This window comes from Phenylobacterium sp. NIBR 498073, from assembly GCF_027286305.1.
In the GTDB taxonomy this organism is placed as follows: Bacteria; Pseudomonadota; Alphaproteobacteria; order Caulobacterales; family Caulobacteraceae; genus Phenylobacterium.
In genome coordinates this window covers 463,314-477,006 of record NZ_CP114599.1, presented here as the reverse complement: position 1 = coordinate 477,006, position 13,693 = coordinate 463,314, and the positions used below count along the sequence as shown (strand labels likewise).

The following is a 13,693-nucleotide window of genomic DNA, read 5'->3' as shown; positions in this document are numbered from 1 at the left end:
GAATTTGGCGCTTCCGGGGCGCTGCGTCTACTCCGCCGCCAAGGTCACGTTGGCGGCGATGCGGTCCTTGAAGTTGATCTTCTGGAGGTACTTGATCCCCTCCTCGGCGATGTCGTCGCCGACCATGCGGTCGCCCTCGGCCTTCAGCTCCTCCATGTCGACATACATGCCGTAGAAGGCGCGCGTGCGGTCGGTGATGATTCCGGCGTTCAGCAGTGTCTTGATCAGCACCCGGAAGATGTTGGTGCTTTCCTTCATGTCCTCGCGCCGCACCTCGTCGGTGGCGATCGCCTGGATCTCCTCCAGCACCTTGGCCGGATCGAGCCCGAACTCCTCGTAGAGCGCGGTCTGCTCGCTGGGCGAGACCAGGTTGAACAGCAGGATCTGGAAGCAGTGCGCGGCCCAGTCCTCGACGATGGCGTGCTCGGCTTCCGACAGCTTCGGGATCGTCCGATCGGCCCAGATCTTCCCGAATTTGTGGTGGAAGGCCTCGTCGGTCATCACCAGCTGCATCAGCTGGCGGCCAAGCGGGTCGTTGAGCTTCTGATAGAAGGTGGCGAAGGCGCCCATCGCGAGCCCTTCGACCAGCATCTGCATGCCGATGATCTTCTTATAGACCTCCGGGCTGGCGATGATGTCGACCAGCAGGTCCTGCAGCACCTTGCTGCACTGGATCGGCCGGCCCCAGCGGGCCTTGATGTACTTGGCGAAGGCGGTGACGTGGCGCGCCTCCTCGCGGGTCTGGTTGGCGGCGTACTCCTGCGCGCCCTGGTCCAGCAGCACGTGGCACAGGCTGGCCGACAGGTTCAGCGCCCCCTGCTCGCCGTGCAGGATCGACGAGAACGAATAGAGCAGCGACTTGTTGACGAACTGCGCCCGCAGTTCGGGCGTGTTCAGCTTGGCCTTCACATAGTCGGTGTGCAGCGCGACGTTCAGGTCCTCGCTGACCAGCGGCTGGCTCTGCATGTCCCACGGCGCGGAGAAGTCGATGTACTTGGGGTCCAGCGGGTCCCAGAAATGGTCGTGGGTGGCCGAGATGATCTTGTCGAAGGCGCTCGAGCGGTTGTTGTAGCGGTCGAGGTCGAGCATCGACTCGAAGTCGTCGGGCGCGACGGCGTCGTAGAGGATGTCCTTGGTGATGTTGCCGTCAGCGGCCATGACGTCTCTCCCTTGGCTCTGATCCCGAGCTTTGGACGAAACTCCAACACCGATGGTTCGGAGCGTCAAAGGAAAATGACGCACCCGTCAAATTTGTAATGATCGCTGATCAGCTAGGCCGCGAACCTAAGCGGTGCGGGGCCCCAGCAGGATGATCCCGGCCCCGACGATGCATACCGCCGCCCCGATCAGATCCCAACGGTCGGGCCGCACGCCCTCCACCGCCAGCAGCCAGACCAGCGAGGCGGCGACATAGATCCCGCCATAGGCCGCATAGGCCCGCCCTGCCGCCGCCGCGTCCACCAGGGTCAGCAGCCAGGCGAAGGCGATCAGGCTGGCGATACCGGGCGCGATCCACCAGACCGGCTTGCCCTCGCGCAGCCACATCCAGAACGAAAAGCACCCGGCGATTTCGGCGGCGGCGGCGGCGATGTAGATGAGCGCGGTCATGGGGGGAGATGGCCGCATCGCCTCGCCAAGCACAACCGGTGTCCTCCCGGTTTCGGCGCAGCCGAAGACCGGGACCCATGAACACCGGATGGCGCAGGATGCGGCTCGGCTGCGCCATCTAGGTGAGCTCAGGCGCGAATAGGTCCCGGTCTTGCTTCGCAAACCGGGATGACACTGGAGAGATGCTCCCCCGCTGGGGAGCTGTCAGCCGACGGCTGACTGAGAGGACGACTAACCTCCCCCAGGACATGAGGAACCGAATGTCGTCGTCCCAAAACGAAAACGGCGCTCCAGCCGAAGCCGGAGCGCCGCTCATACACGCGACTGTGCGGGTCGCTTGTTATTCCGCCGCGATCGAGATCGTGCCCGCCAGGCGGTCCTTGAAGTTGATCTCCTGGAGGTACTTGATGCCCTCCTCGGCGATGTCGTCGCCGACCATCCGGTCGCCCTCGCCCTTCAGTTCCTCGATGTCGACGTACATCGCATAGAAGGCCTTGGTGCGGTCGGTGATGATGCCGGCGTTGAGCAGGGTCTTCACGAGCACCCGGAAGATGTTGGTCTGCTCCTTCATGTTCTCGCGGCGGGTCTCGTCGGTGACCATTTCGGCCATTTCGGCGATCACGCGGTCCGGATCGAGGCCGAACTCCTCATAGAGGTCGCGCTGCTGGCTGGGCGAGACCAGGTTGAACAGCAGGGTCTGGAAGCAATGCGCCGCCCAGGTCTCGATGATCTCGTGCTCGGCCTCGGTCAGGTGCGGGATGGTGCGGTCGGCCCAGATCTTCCCGAACTTGTGGTGGAAGGCCTCGTCGGTCATCACCAGCTGGAGAAGCTTCTTCCCCATCGGGTCGCGGATGTTGTTGAAGAAGGTGGCGAAGGCGCCCATGGCCAGGCCTTCGACCAGCATCTGCATGCCGATGATCTTCTTGTAGACCTCAGGGCTGCCGATGATGTCGACCAGCAGGGTCTTCAGGGTGGGGCCGCACTCGACCGGACGGCCCCAGCGGGCCTTGATGTACTTGGCGAAGGCCGTGACGTGCCGGGCTTCTTCGCGGGTCTGGTTGGCGGCGTATTCCTGCGCGCCCTGGTCCTTCAGGACGTGGCAGAGGCTGGCCGACAGGTTCAGCGCGCCCTGCTCGCCGTGCAGGATCGACGAGAACGAGCGCAGGGTCGACTGGTTGATGAACCGGGTGCGGGTCTTCGGGTCCGACAGGTGGTTCGACACGTAGTCGGTCGACAGCGAGATGATCATGTCCTCCGGCAGGAGGGGCTCGTTCTCCATGTCGAACGGCTCGTCGAAGTCGATGTACTTCTTGTCGAGCGGATCCCAGAAGTGATCGTGGGTGGCCGAGATGATCTTGTCGAAGGCGGTGGAGCGCGCGTTGTAGCGGTCCAGCTCCAGCATCGACTCGAAGTCGTCGGGCGCGACGGCGTCGTAGATGATGTCCTTGGTGATGTTGCCGTCGGCGGCCATCGGCTCTTCCTCCTGACAAGGCGCGCATCGGCGCCCACTGTTTCCTCGTTGAAAAAGCCTCCCCCGAGAACAGCGATCCGTCAAGGAAAATGACGGCAGCGTCACTTTTAGGAGCCGCTGTCAGCTCGCGGGGCTTGCCCACGCGGTCAGCCCCCGGCGACTCGACACACCTTTGGTGTAGTGCTTTCAATGTTCCATCGAAGGTGGCCCTCATGCGACGTCTTGCGAGGACATTGGCCGCGCTGCTGTTGGCTGGGCTCTCCGCAACGCCTGTCGCCGGCCAGCAGGTCGATCCCGCCGGGGCCAGCCTGCGGCTGATGCGCGAGACCCGGATCGAGGGCCGGCGCGCGCTGATCGTCACCGCCGACCTGTTCTACTGCTATCCGCCGACCAAGGCCCTGATCGTCGTGCCGACCGGCTATGTCACCGACTTCGCCTCGGTGCCGGCGGCCGCGCGCTCGGTCATCAGCGAATTCGGCGACCAGGCCGAGGCGGCGATCGTGCATGACTGGCTCTACGCCGTCGGCGAGCCCGACCGGCGACTGGAGGCCGACCAAGTCTTCCGCTTCGCCATGCGCGAGCAGGGCGTCTCGGCCCCGACCGCCACCATCGCCTACAACGCCGTCCGCTGGTTCGGCGGCGGGGCCTACGGCCGACCGGACGAATGGCTGAAGCGCTTCGGCGATCCGCAGACCGGGCGCTATGCGCCGCCGCCGGTCGCCCGGCCCAGCCACGGCGTGGTCGCGACCCTGGCCTCCTGCGACCTGCTCGAACAGCCCGCTTCGCTTGCCGCGCTCAAGGCCCAGTACGGCTCGGCGCTCTGGCCGCGCCCGGCGCCTTAGTCCGCCGCATCCTCGATGGCGTGGATGTCGTCGTCACTCAGGCCGAAGTGGTGGCCGATCTCGTGGACCAGCACGTGGCTGACCAGTTCGGCCAGGGTGACGTCGCCGCGCTCGGCCCATTCGTCGAGGATGGCGCGCCGATAGAGGAAGATCCGGCTCGGCCCCGGCGTCGGGTCGAGCACCGAGCGGTGGCCGATGTGCACGCCGCTATAGAGCCCCGACAGCTCGAACGGGTTTTCGATGCCAAGCTCGTCCAGCACCTCGTCGCTGGCGAAATCGTCCACCCGGAAGACCACGTCCCCGGTCAGCTTGCGGAACTCGGCCGGCAGGGCGGCGAAGGCGGCCTGCGCCAGGGCGGCGAGGTCGTCGAGGGAGGGCGCGCGGCCCGCATAGGGATCACTCATCAGGCACGACTATATGGGGAGCCTCAGGCAGGCGCGTCTCGAAAAGTCCGATGTCGAGCGGCTGCTGCGGCTTCACCGCCATCAGCGGCTGGCGGGTGAGGGCGCGCAGGGTGTCGCGGTCCATGTCCTCCCCGCCCTTGCGCCGGGCCTGCCGCGCCTGGGCGTCGCCGGCGTGGCGCAGCGGCGCGCCGCCGATCCGCCAATAGGAGATCATCGCCCGCCAGACGGTCGGCGGCGGCGGGGCGGGCGCCGGCCAGCGATGACCGTCCTCGAAGGTCGGGGCGACCGGCGCCGGCGCGCGCGTCCGCTTGCCGCCGCGCGGCGCGGCCATCTCGGTCAGCTGGATGAAGCGATCCTCGGCCGCCAGGGTGGTGATCCGGCCCGCCCGGTCATCCTCGATCCGGCCGGCCAGGGCGTCCAGCGCCGCCTCGCGGGTCGCATAGACCGGCCCTAGCGGCTCGGTCAGGAAGGCGACGGCCTCACCCGCCAGCGTCGCGGCGTCGCGCTCGCGGGCCGCGCGCCCCTTGGGCGCGGCGAAGGCCTGCGCCGCATCGGCGGCCACGGGATAGAGGATGGCGGTCATGACCTCCCGATCATCGCCGAAATGCGCGGACCAAACTATGGTCGCTTGAGATGATTCGCCGTCTTCGACGACCTGCGGCGACGGAGCGCCGATGAGCGAGCAAGATCTGATCCTGGGGGCCGCCGCCGGCGCGGTGCTGCTCGCCCTCTGCGCCATGTTCTGGCTGGTGGACCAGCGCCGCCGCAACGACGCGCGGCTCCGGTTGCTGCACGCCCGCATCGCCGACCTGGAAGCCGGGGCCGAGGCCGCCCAGGCCTCGGTCGACGCCTTCGATTCGGCTCTGCTTTCTGTTGAGGACGGCCACGCCCGCCTGACCTCCGGCGAAGAAAGCCTGGCGGTCTGCGCCGAGGCGCTCGGCACGGCCAGCCCCGACCCGCAGGCCGTGGTCGCCGCCCTGATGCGCGCCGATCCCGATCACGCCCGCCGCCTGCGCGCCCTGTTCGAGCGCGGCGAAGCCTGCGCCTTCGAGGTGCAGGGCCCAGCCGGCGTCGTCGCCGTCGAGGGCCGCGCCGCCGGGGCTCTCGCCTGGCTGCGGCTGTCGGCGGTGATCGGCGAGGACGCCGGCCTGCCGACCGCCCCGCGCTTCGCCGCCTTCCTCGCCGCCCGCGCCGCGCCCGCCTGGATCGCCGCCGCCGACGGCGCGCCGGTCTGGGTCAACGCCGCCTGGCTCGCTGCGGCCGGCGTCTCCAGCCTGGACGAAGCCGCCGAGCGCGGCGCCTCGTTCGACAAGGGCGCCGAAAGCCTGGCCAGCGAGGCGGCCAACCTCGGCTCCAAGCGCCAGGCCCTGCGCTGGACCACCCTGGGCGGACGCCGCCGCGCCTTCCAGGTGACCGCCCAGCCGCTCGAAGGCGGCGGGGTCGGCGTCTGGACCGACGACGTCACCGAGACCGAGGAACTGCGCGAGGCGCTCAAGCGCCATGTCGAGGCCCATGACGAGACGCTGAACCACATCGCCGACGCCGTCGCCATCTTCGGCGAGGGCAAGCGGCTGATCTTCCACAACACCGCCTTCGCCGAGTTGTGGGGCCTGGAGCCGGCCTGGCTCGCCGACCGCCCGAGCCACGGCGAGGTGCTCGACCGCCTGCGCCAGCGTCGCCGGCTGCCGGAGACCATCGACTACGCCAAGTGGAAGGCCGCCGAGCTCGACCGCTATGAAGACACCGCCACCGGCCCCGACGACCTCTGGAGTCTGCCGGACGGCCGCACCCTCAAGGTCGGCCGCCAGCCGCACCCGATGGGCGGGGTGGTGCTACTCTTCTCCGACATCACCGGCGAGCTGCGCCTCAAGGCCCAGTACAACGGCCAGATCCAGGTCCAGCAGGCCACTCTCGACAAGCTCAACGACGCCGTGGCCGTGTTCGGCTCCGACGGCCGCCTGCGACTGCACAACGAGGCGTTCGAGCTGTTCTGGAACGTCACCGGCGACCAGCTGAAGGTGGCCCACGACTTCGAGGGCGTGGTCGAGCTCTGCGTGCGCCGGCTGCACGACATGAACTTCTGGCGCGAGCTGAAGGGCCGCGTCGCCGACCCCGATCCGCAGGCCCGCGCCCCGATCTCGGGCGAGGTGAAGACCTCGGACTCGCGCATCGTCGTCTACCAGAGCCGCCCGCTGCCGGACGGCGCCACCCTGATCGCCTTCGCCGACGTCACCGACGCCCGCAAGCTGGAGAGCGCGCTCGCCGACCGCTCGGCCGCCCTGGCCGAGGCCGAGCGCCTGAAGCGCGACTTCGTCGGCAACGTCTCCTACGAGCTGCGCACCCCGCTCACCACCATCATCGGCTACTCCGAACTGCTGGAACGCTCGGGCGAGAACCTCTCGGAACGCGGCCGCGGCCATGCCGCCGCCGTGCGCACCGCCGCCACCCAACTGGCCCGCTCGATCGACGACGTGCTGGACATGGCCCAGATCGACGCCGACGAGATGGCGCTGGACCTCGAGGACGTCCGCGTCGCCGACCTGCTCGGCGAGGCCGCCGCCCGCTGGCAAAAGGAAGCCGAGGCCGCCCAGGTCACCATCAAGGTCGAGCATCCGGCCGACATCGGCCTGCTGCGCGGCGACGTGCGCCGCCTGGCCCAGACCCTGGACCACCTGGCCGAGAACGCGGTGCGCCAGACCCCGCCCGGCGGGGTGGTGACCATCGCCGCCCGCCGCGGCCTCGGCGAGGTGCAGTTGCAGGTCACCGACACCGGCCGCGGCATCCCCTTCCACGTCCAGGCGCACATCTTCGACCGCTTCATCGGCCGCGAGCGCGGCGGTCCGGGCCTGGGCCTTGCCCTGGTCAAGGCGCTCGTCGAACTGCACGGCGGCTGGGTGGCGCTGGAGAGCGAGCCCGGCGCCGGGGCGACCTTCACCTGCCACCTGCCCGAGGCCGCACAGGGCGCAGCCGGTCACCCGGAGCTGAGTTTCTAACCCGCCTTCGTCGCCCAGGTTCGTCGCAATCACGCCATATTGCTGCGCTGCGTTCGAAACGCCGCCGCACCTTGCCGTACAAGGATTTGTGATCGGAACAGCCACGCCAAGCGGAGCCTTTTGGAGCGGCGCCGCGTTTACGCCTTAAGGGGCGTCTACGGTCCCGACTGAACGGAGGTGACCACATGACCGAACAGGCTCAAGCGGACCACGAGTTCAAGACCGAGCTCACGGCTTTGATCCCCCAGATGCGCGCTTTCGCCCGCTCGCTCTGCCGGGATGCGACCGCCGCCGACGACCTGGCGCAAGACGCACTCCTCAAGGCCTGGAACAACCGGGCCAGCTTCGAACCCGGCACCAACATGAAGGCCTGGACCTTCATGATCCTGCGCAACCAGTTCTACTCGGACAAGCGCCGCTCGTGGCGCTCCAGCCAGCTGGACCCGGAAGTCGCCGAGCGCACGCTGGAGGCCGCCTCCAACCCCATCGCCAGCCTCGAGCTCGACGAAGTGCGCCGCGCCCTGGCCTGCCTGCCCGACGACCAGCGCGAGGCGCTGATCCTGATCGGGGCCGGCGGCCTCTCCTACGAGGAAGTTTCGGAAATCTGCGGCTGCGCCATCGGCACCATCAAGAGCCGGGTCAGCCGCGCCCGCGACCGGCTGTCGACGATCATCGAGGACGGCTCCTACGGCCAGGACGACATCCTGCCCTCCAGCGCCATGGCCACCATCATCGCCGAGCTCGACGGCCTGCGTCGGGTCGCCTAGCGCCCTCTTTGGAAGGAGTCGTCTCGGCGCTAGGCTCCGAGACGACCGGGGCGCCCCCATCGTCGTGCAGACACGCTGAGATCAAGGACTGGATTCCGCAGGCCGCCTTCGGTGACGGGCTGGATCGGCCCGATCGAACGAAGGATCAGGCGCATCGCGTCCGCTGGGGACGCGCCTCCGGTCCGGCGCGCACGCGCGTCCGGACCGGGCTATAAGCGCGCGGAAAACGCCTAGTGCTGGCTTTCCGGCATCCGCACGACCAGGCCGTCCAGAGCGTCGCTGACCTTGATCTGGCAGGACAGACGGCTGTTCGGCTCAACGTTCTCGGCGAAGTCGAGCATCGAGTCTTCCATGGCCGAAGTGGAGCCGGTCTTGTCCTGCCAGGCTTCGTCGACATAGACGTGGCAGGTGGCGCAGGCGCAGGCGCCGCCGCAGTCGGCGTCGATGCCCGGGATGTTGTTCTTCACCGCGCCTTCCATGACCGTCAGGCCATTTTTCACGTCGACGACGTGTTCGGTGCCGTCATGCTCGATGTAGGTGATCTTGGCCATTTACTCCCCTTCGTCGCCTGTTAAGCGGCGACCTCTTTCATGGAAACCGTTGGATCAGCAAGCTTCTCGGCATTGATCGGCTTGCGGTTGGCGATGAGCTGCTTGCCCATCATGAATTCCGGGGGCGAGTTGATCGCCTCCACGGACTGCACCTGATCTCCCTTCAGGTGAAACACTGCGAACTTGCCGCTGGCCGGATCCCCGCGCAGCAGTACGCGGTCGGCGTCAAACGGCAGGCCGGCGATCTGCAGCTTCAGGTCATACTGGTCCGACCAGTTCCACGGCACTTCCGGCGTCGGGGCCGGACGACCAGTGATGGCGCTGGCCGCCTGCTTGGCCTGCTCCAGGGCGCTGGGCACGCTCTCGGGGCCGAACATCCGGCCATAGTGCGGCATCGGGCGGTGGGTGACGTCGCCGATCGCAAAGACGCTGGGATCGGCCGTGCGGGCCTCCAGGTCGACCACGATGCCGCGGGCGCACTCCAGCCCGGCGTCGCGGGCGATGTCGTCGTTGGGGATGGCGCCGACGCCCAGCAGCACCAGGTCGCAGGGTTCGACCCGACCGTCGGCCAGCCGCACGCCGGTCACCTTGCCGTTCTCGCCGACGAAGCCGGCGACGCTGGCCCCGAGCAGGAACTGGACGCCGCGGTCGACGTGATAGCCGTGGAAGAAGTTGGACAGCGGCTCGCAGGCGCTGCGGGCCAGGATGCGGGCCTCGCGCTCGATGACCACCGCCTCGGCGCCCAGGGCGCGGGCCGACGCGGCGACCTCCAGCCCGATATAGCCGCCGCCGACGATCGCCAGGCGCTTGCCCGGGCCAAGCGCGGCCTTGATGGCCTCGGCGTCGGCCGCCGTGCGCAGGGTCAGCACCCCTTGCAGGTCTACGCCCTCGATCGGCAGGCGGATGGCCCGCATGCCCGTGGCGATGATCAGGATGTCGTAGGACACGGTCGAACCGTCGGACAGGGTCACGACCTTGTCGGACCGCGCGAGCTTCACCGCCTGCAGGTTCGGCCGGAAGTCGATGTTCTGCTCGGCGTAGAACTCCAGCGGCTTGAGCGCCAGGGAGTCGGCGTCGGCCTCGCCCTTCAGCCAGGCCTTGCTCAGCGGCGGGCGCTGGTAGGGCGGAATCGGCTCGTCGCCGACCATGGTGATAGGGCCCGCATGCCCGTATTGGCGAAGCAACGCGGCGGCGGTGCCACCGGCGTGGCCCGCTCCCAGGATCACAACATGCGCGTCCGACTGGCTCATATAAGCCCCATGCAGAAAAGTGACGGCGGCGTCAACTTTCCAAACACAGTTCGGATCGTTCGCCTCTCCCGAACGTGATAGCCGATAGTGGACCGGTTGCGGCGGCGATCACGCTCGAACTCTGAATTTGGAGCCCTTTTTCACGCTTTAGGCCAGCCGCCCGAAGCCAAAGCGCTCCGGAGAAGCGTCAGACGACGCGATCCACCAGCATTTTCTTGATCTCCGCGATCGCCTTGGCGGGGTTCAGCCCCTTCGGGCAGACCTGGGCGCAGTTCATGATCGTGTGGCAGCGGTAGAGCTTGAAGGGGTCCTCCAGCTCGTCCAGGCGATCGCCCGTGGCCTCGTCGCGGCTGTCGATCAGCCAGCGATAGGCGTGCAGCAGCGCGGCCGGGCCGAGATACTTGTCGCCGTTCCACCAGTAGCTCGGGCACGAGGTCGAGCAGCAGGCGCAGAGGATGCACTCGTAGAGACCGTCGAGCTTCTCGCGGTCCTCCGGCGTCTGACGCCATTCCTTCTGCGGTTCCGGGGTCTCGGTGTGCAGCCACGGCTCGATCGAGGCGTACTGCGCGTAGAACATCGTCAGGTCCGGGATCAGGTCCTTGACCACCGGCATGTGCGGCAGCGGGCTGATCTGGCAGGCCGAACCGGGTGTTTCCTCGTGGCCGTGGGTGCAGGCCAGGGTGTTGCGGCCGCCGATGTTCATCGCGCAGGAGCCGCAGACGCCTTCCCGGCACGACCGGCGGAAGGCCAGGGTCGGGTCGATCTCGTTCTTGATGTGGATCAGAACGTCCAGGACCATCGGACCACAGGCGTCGACGTCGACGTCATAGGTGTCCCAGCGCGGATTCTCGTTCCCTTCCGGGTCGTAGCGGTAGATCCGGAACGTTTTGACGTTCTTGGCCCCGGCCGGGGCCGGATGGTGGCGGCCCTTCTGGACGCGGGAGTTCTTGGGCAGGGCGAGCTGGACCATCAGACGCTTTCCTTGACGGCGGACGCGTTGAGCAGAGTGAGGTGACGGGACATCGACAGGACCTAGTAAACCCGCGCCTTCGGCGGGATGTAGGCGATGTCGTTGGTCATGGTGTAGCTGTGCACCGGCCGGTCATCGATGCGCACCTTGCCGGTGACGTCGTCGAACCAGGTCAGGGTGTGCTTCATCCAGTCCTGGTCGTTGCGGTCCGGATAGTCCTCGTGCGCGTGGGCGCCGCGGCTTTCGGTGCGGTTATGCGCGCCGACCACGGTGACGGTCGCCTGGCCGATCAGGTTGTCCAGCTCGAGGGTCTCGAGCAGGTCGGTGTTCCAGATCAGGCCGCGGTCGGTGACCTTCAGGTCCGGACGCTTGGCGTGCACGGCTTCCAGGCGCTTGACGCCCGAGGCCAGGGCCTCGGTGGTGCGGAACACCGCGGCGTCCTCCTGCATGGCTTGCTGCATCTCCAGGCGCAGGTGCGCCGTCGAGGTGCCGCCGTTGGCGTTGCGCAGCTTGTCGAAGCGGGCCAGGTGACCGTCGGTCATCGAGGCCTTGAGCTCCGGCTGGGTCGCCCCGGCCTTGATCGTATCGGCGCAGCGCAGCGCCGCCGAGCGGCCGAACACCACCAGGTCGATCAGCGAGTTGGAGCCCAGGCGGTTGGCGCCGTGCACCGACACGCAGGCCGCTTCGCCCACCGCCATCAGGCCCGGAACCACCTTGTCGGGGTTGTCGCCCTCGCGGGTCACGACTTCCGAGAAGAAGTTCGTGGGGATGCCGCCCATGTTGTAGTGCACGGTCGGCAGGACCGGGATCGGCTCCTTGGTCACGTCGACGCCGGCGAAGATCTTGGCGCTTTCCGAAATGCCCGGCAGGCGCTCGGCCAGCATCTTCGGATCCAGGTGATCGAGGTGCAGGAAGATGTGGTCCTTCTTCGGACCCACCCCGCGGCCTTCGCGGATCTCGATGGTCATGGCGCGGCTGACCATGTCGCGCGGAGCCAGGTCCTTCACGGACGGCGCATAGCGCTCCATGAAGCGCTCGCCCTCGGAATTGGTCAGGTAGCCGCCTTCGCCGCGGGCGCCCTCGGTGATCAGGCAGCCGGCGCCGTAGATGCCGGTCGGGTGGAACTGCACGAACTCCATGTCCTGCAGCGGCAGGCCGGCGCGCAGGGCCATCCCGCCGCCATCGCCGGTGCAGGTGTGGGCGCTGGTGGCCGAGAAGTAGGCGCGGCCATAGCCGCCGGTGGCCAGGATCACCTGCTGGGCCTGGAAGCGGTGCAGGGTGCCGTCGTCGAGCTTCCACGCGGTCACGCCGCGGCAGACGCCTTCGTCCATGATCAGGTCAAGGGCGAAGTACTCGATGAAGAACTCGGTGTCGTGGGCCAGGCTCTGGCCGTACATCGTGTGCAGCATGGCGTGACCGGTGCGGTCGGCCGCCGCGCAGGTGCGCTGGATCGGAGCCTCGCCGAAGTTCTTGGTCATGCCGCCGAAGGCGCGCTGATAGATCTTGCCCTCGGCCGTGCGCGAGAACGGCACGCCCCAGTGCTCCAGCTCGTACACCGCGGCCGGCGCGTTGCGGCACAGGTATTCGATGGCGTCCTGGTCACCCAGCCAGTCCGACCCCTTGACGGTGTCGTACATGTGCCAGCGCCAGTCGTCCTGGCCCATGTTGCCGAGGCTGGCCGAGATGCCGCCCTGCGCCGCCACGGTGTGCGAGCGGGTCGGGAACACCTTGGTGATGCAGGCCGTCTTCAGGCCGGCCTGGGCGCAGCCCAGGGCGGCGCGCAGGCCGGAGCCGCCGGCGCCGACGACGACGACGTCGAACTTGTGGTCGATGAAATTATACTCGGCCATCAGAAGGCTCCGGAGAAGGCGGCCTTGAGGATCGCGAAGACGCCCAGGGCGCCGGCGAGGACGCAGATAGAATAATTGAGCAGCAGCAGGACGGCCTTGGAGAAGAAGCGGCCGATATAGTCCTCGATGACCACCTGCATGGCGTTCTTCACATGCACCAGGGCGCAGACCAGCAGCACCGCCAGCAGCACGGCGTTCACCGGCTTGGAAATCCAGTAGGCGGCGGCGTCATAGCCCTGGCCGGCGAGCTGAATCGCCACCCAGGCGCCCCAGAGGCCGAGCGGGACGAGCATCACCGCGGTGACGTGTTCGACGATGAAATGGCCCACGCCGTGATGCGCCGAGCCGAGGCCGAGCGCGCGCGAACGGGGGGTGCGAAGGGTCGGACCCGTGGTCATCACAGCACTCCCAGGATGAAGAGGGCGGCCCAGAAGGCCAGGGTGGTCGCCACGGCGAAGGCGATGATCGCGATCGAGCCGGCGTTGGCCTCCGCAATCTTGAAGCCCTTGCCCATGTCCCAGAAGGCCTGGCGGACATTGTAGGCCAGGTTGAAGAACAGCATGAAGGTCAGGGCGAACAGCACCAGCAGCCCCAGCGGCGAGCCGAGCGCGGCGGTGTAGGCGCCGTAGCTCTGCGGTCCGCCGGCCAGCGCCAGCAGCCAGCCCGCCAGCAGCAAAGCCGACAGGTAGAGCCCGAAGATGCTCGCCCGATGGAAGATCGAGGTCGCCATGGTGATGTGCCAGCGCCAGAGCAGCGGCGAACCGATGCCCCCGGTCATCAGGTGCGGTGAGAGCGGGCGTGGGCGAGGTGCGTCGGACATGACGAGCGTATTTCCTGAGTAGGAGGCGGCTCCGCTTTTAAGCCGCGGCCTTCGAGTGTCAACGAAGGCGCAGTCCCGCTCTCTACAGAGCAGCGACCTCCCCTTCGCCAAAGCCGAAGTTTTCGACCTTTTTCTTTTGATGCAATGCGTCTTTCCCGTATGCATCC

14 protein-coding genes are annotated in these 13,693 nt (G+C 67.7%); 3 read left to right on the top strand and 11 right to left on the bottom strand.

Going from position 1 to position 13,693, the window contains the following annotated elements; all coding sequences use genetic code 11:
• Positions 1–27: 27 nt before the first annotated feature.
• The 3 genes from O4N75_RS02420 to O4N75_RS02410 form a co-directional block, all read right to left on the bottom strand.
• Positions 28–1,158 carry a ferritin-like domain-containing protein gene (locus O4N75_RS02420; RefSeq protein ID WP_269627804.1) on the bottom strand — a complete coding sequence of 377 codons (1,131 nt, stop codon included), beginning with the start codon at positions 1,156–1,158 and terminating at the stop codon, positions 28–30.
• Between the two features lie 126 nt (positions 1,159–1,284).
• The gene (locus O4N75_RS02415; RefSeq protein WP_269627803.1) at positions 1,285–1,608 is read right to left on the bottom strand and encodes a YnfA family protein; all 324 of its coding nucleotides are present in this window, start codon (positions 1,606–1,608) and stop codon (positions 1,285–1,287) included.
• Between the two features lie 340 nt (positions 1,609–1,948).
• Complete coding sequence (locus O4N75_RS02410) at positions 1,949–3,079, bottom strand: ferritin-like domain-containing protein (RefSeq protein WP_269627802.1); 1,131 nt, start codon at positions 3,077–3,079, stop codon at positions 1,949–1,951.
• 212 nt (positions 3,080–3,291) lie between these two features.
• On the opposite strand from O4N75_RS02410, the gene O4N75_RS02405 reads away from it, so the two are divergent.
• Positions 3,292–3,921: a DUF1353 domain-containing protein gene (locus tag O4N75_RS02405; protein ID WP_269627800.1), complete on the top strand. Its 630-nt coding sequence runs from the start codon at positions 3,292–3,294 to the stop codon at positions 3,919–3,921.
• On the opposite strand, the gene O4N75_RS02400 is transcribed toward O4N75_RS02405, so the two are convergent.
• Together O4N75_RS02400 and O4N75_RS02395 are read right to left on the bottom strand one after the other, a co-directional pair.
• Positions 3,918–4,325: a metallopeptidase family protein gene (locus O4N75_RS02400; RefSeq protein WP_269627799.1), complete on the bottom strand. Its 408-nt coding sequence runs from the start codon at positions 4,323–4,325 to the stop codon at positions 3,918–3,920. The two genes, O4N75_RS02405 and O4N75_RS02400, sit on opposite strands and share 4 nt — an antisense overlap.
• Entirely contained in the window at positions 4,318–4,908 is a 591-nt protein-coding gene (locus O4N75_RS02395; protein WP_269627798.1) for a hypothetical protein, read from the bottom strand. Before O4N75_RS02395 ends, O4N75_RS02400 begins: the two co-directional genes overlap by 8 nt.
• A gap of 91 nt (positions 4,909–4,999) precedes the next feature.
• Between O4N75_RS02395 and O4N75_RS02390 the strand changes: the two genes are divergently transcribed.
• Both O4N75_RS02390 and O4N75_RS02385 read left to right on the top strand, forming a co-directional pair.
• On the top strand, positions 5,000–7,318 hold the full coding sequence (locus O4N75_RS02390) for a PAS domain-containing sensor histidine kinase (RefSeq protein ID WP_269627797.1): 2,319 nt from the start codon (positions 5,000–5,002) through the stop codon (positions 7,316–7,318).
• A gap of 185 nt (positions 7,319–7,503) precedes the next feature.
• A complete protein-coding gene (locus tag O4N75_RS02385) occupies positions 7,504–8,085 on the top strand; it encodes a sigma-70 family RNA polymerase sigma factor (RefSeq protein WP_269627796.1) in 582 nt (193 codons plus the stop codon).
• A gap of 230 nt (positions 8,086–8,315) precedes the next feature.
• Here the strand turns inward: O4N75_RS02385 and O4N75_RS02380 are convergent, their stop codons facing one another.
• The 6 genes from O4N75_RS02380 to sdhC all read right to left on the bottom strand — a co-directional run bounded on the left by O4N75_RS02380 (position 8,316) and on the right by sdhC (position 13,526).
• A complete protein-coding gene (locus O4N75_RS02380; RefSeq protein WP_267230849.1) occupies positions 8,316–8,636 on the bottom strand; it encodes a 2Fe-2S iron-sulfur cluster-binding protein in 321 nt (106 codons plus the stop codon).
• A gap of 20 nt (positions 8,637–8,656) precedes the next feature.
• Positions 8,657–9,886, bottom strand: coding sequence for an FAD-dependent oxidoreductase (locus tag O4N75_RS02375; protein WP_267230850.1), 1,230 nt, complete (start codon positions 9,884–9,886; stop codon positions 8,657–8,659).
• A 187-nt stretch (positions 9,887–10,073) separates the two neighbouring features.
• On the bottom strand, positions 10,074–10,856 hold the full coding sequence (locus O4N75_RS02370) for a succinate dehydrogenase iron-sulfur subunit (RefSeq protein ID WP_267230851.1): 783 nt from the start codon (positions 10,854–10,856) through the stop codon (positions 10,074–10,076).
• 62 nt (positions 10,857–10,918) lie between these two features.
• Positions 10,919–12,706 carry a succinate dehydrogenase flavoprotein subunit gene (sdhA, locus tag O4N75_RS02365; RefSeq protein ID WP_269627795.1) on the bottom strand — a complete coding sequence of 596 codons (1,788 nt, stop codon included), beginning with the start codon at positions 12,704–12,706 and terminating at the stop codon, positions 10,919–10,921.
• On the bottom strand, positions 12,706–13,104 hold the full coding sequence (sdhD, locus tag O4N75_RS02360) for a succinate dehydrogenase, hydrophobic membrane anchor protein (RefSeq protein WP_267230853.1): 399 nt from the start codon (positions 13,102–13,104) through the stop codon (positions 12,706–12,708). Before sdhD ends, sdhA begins: the two co-directional genes overlap by 1 nt.
• A complete protein-coding gene (gene sdhC, locus O4N75_RS02355; RefSeq protein WP_269627794.1) occupies positions 13,104–13,526 on the bottom strand; it encodes a succinate dehydrogenase, cytochrome b556 subunit in 423 nt (140 codons plus the stop codon). Before sdhC ends, sdhD begins: the two co-directional genes overlap by 1 nt.
• Between the last annotated feature and the right edge of the window lie 167 nt (positions 13,527–13,693).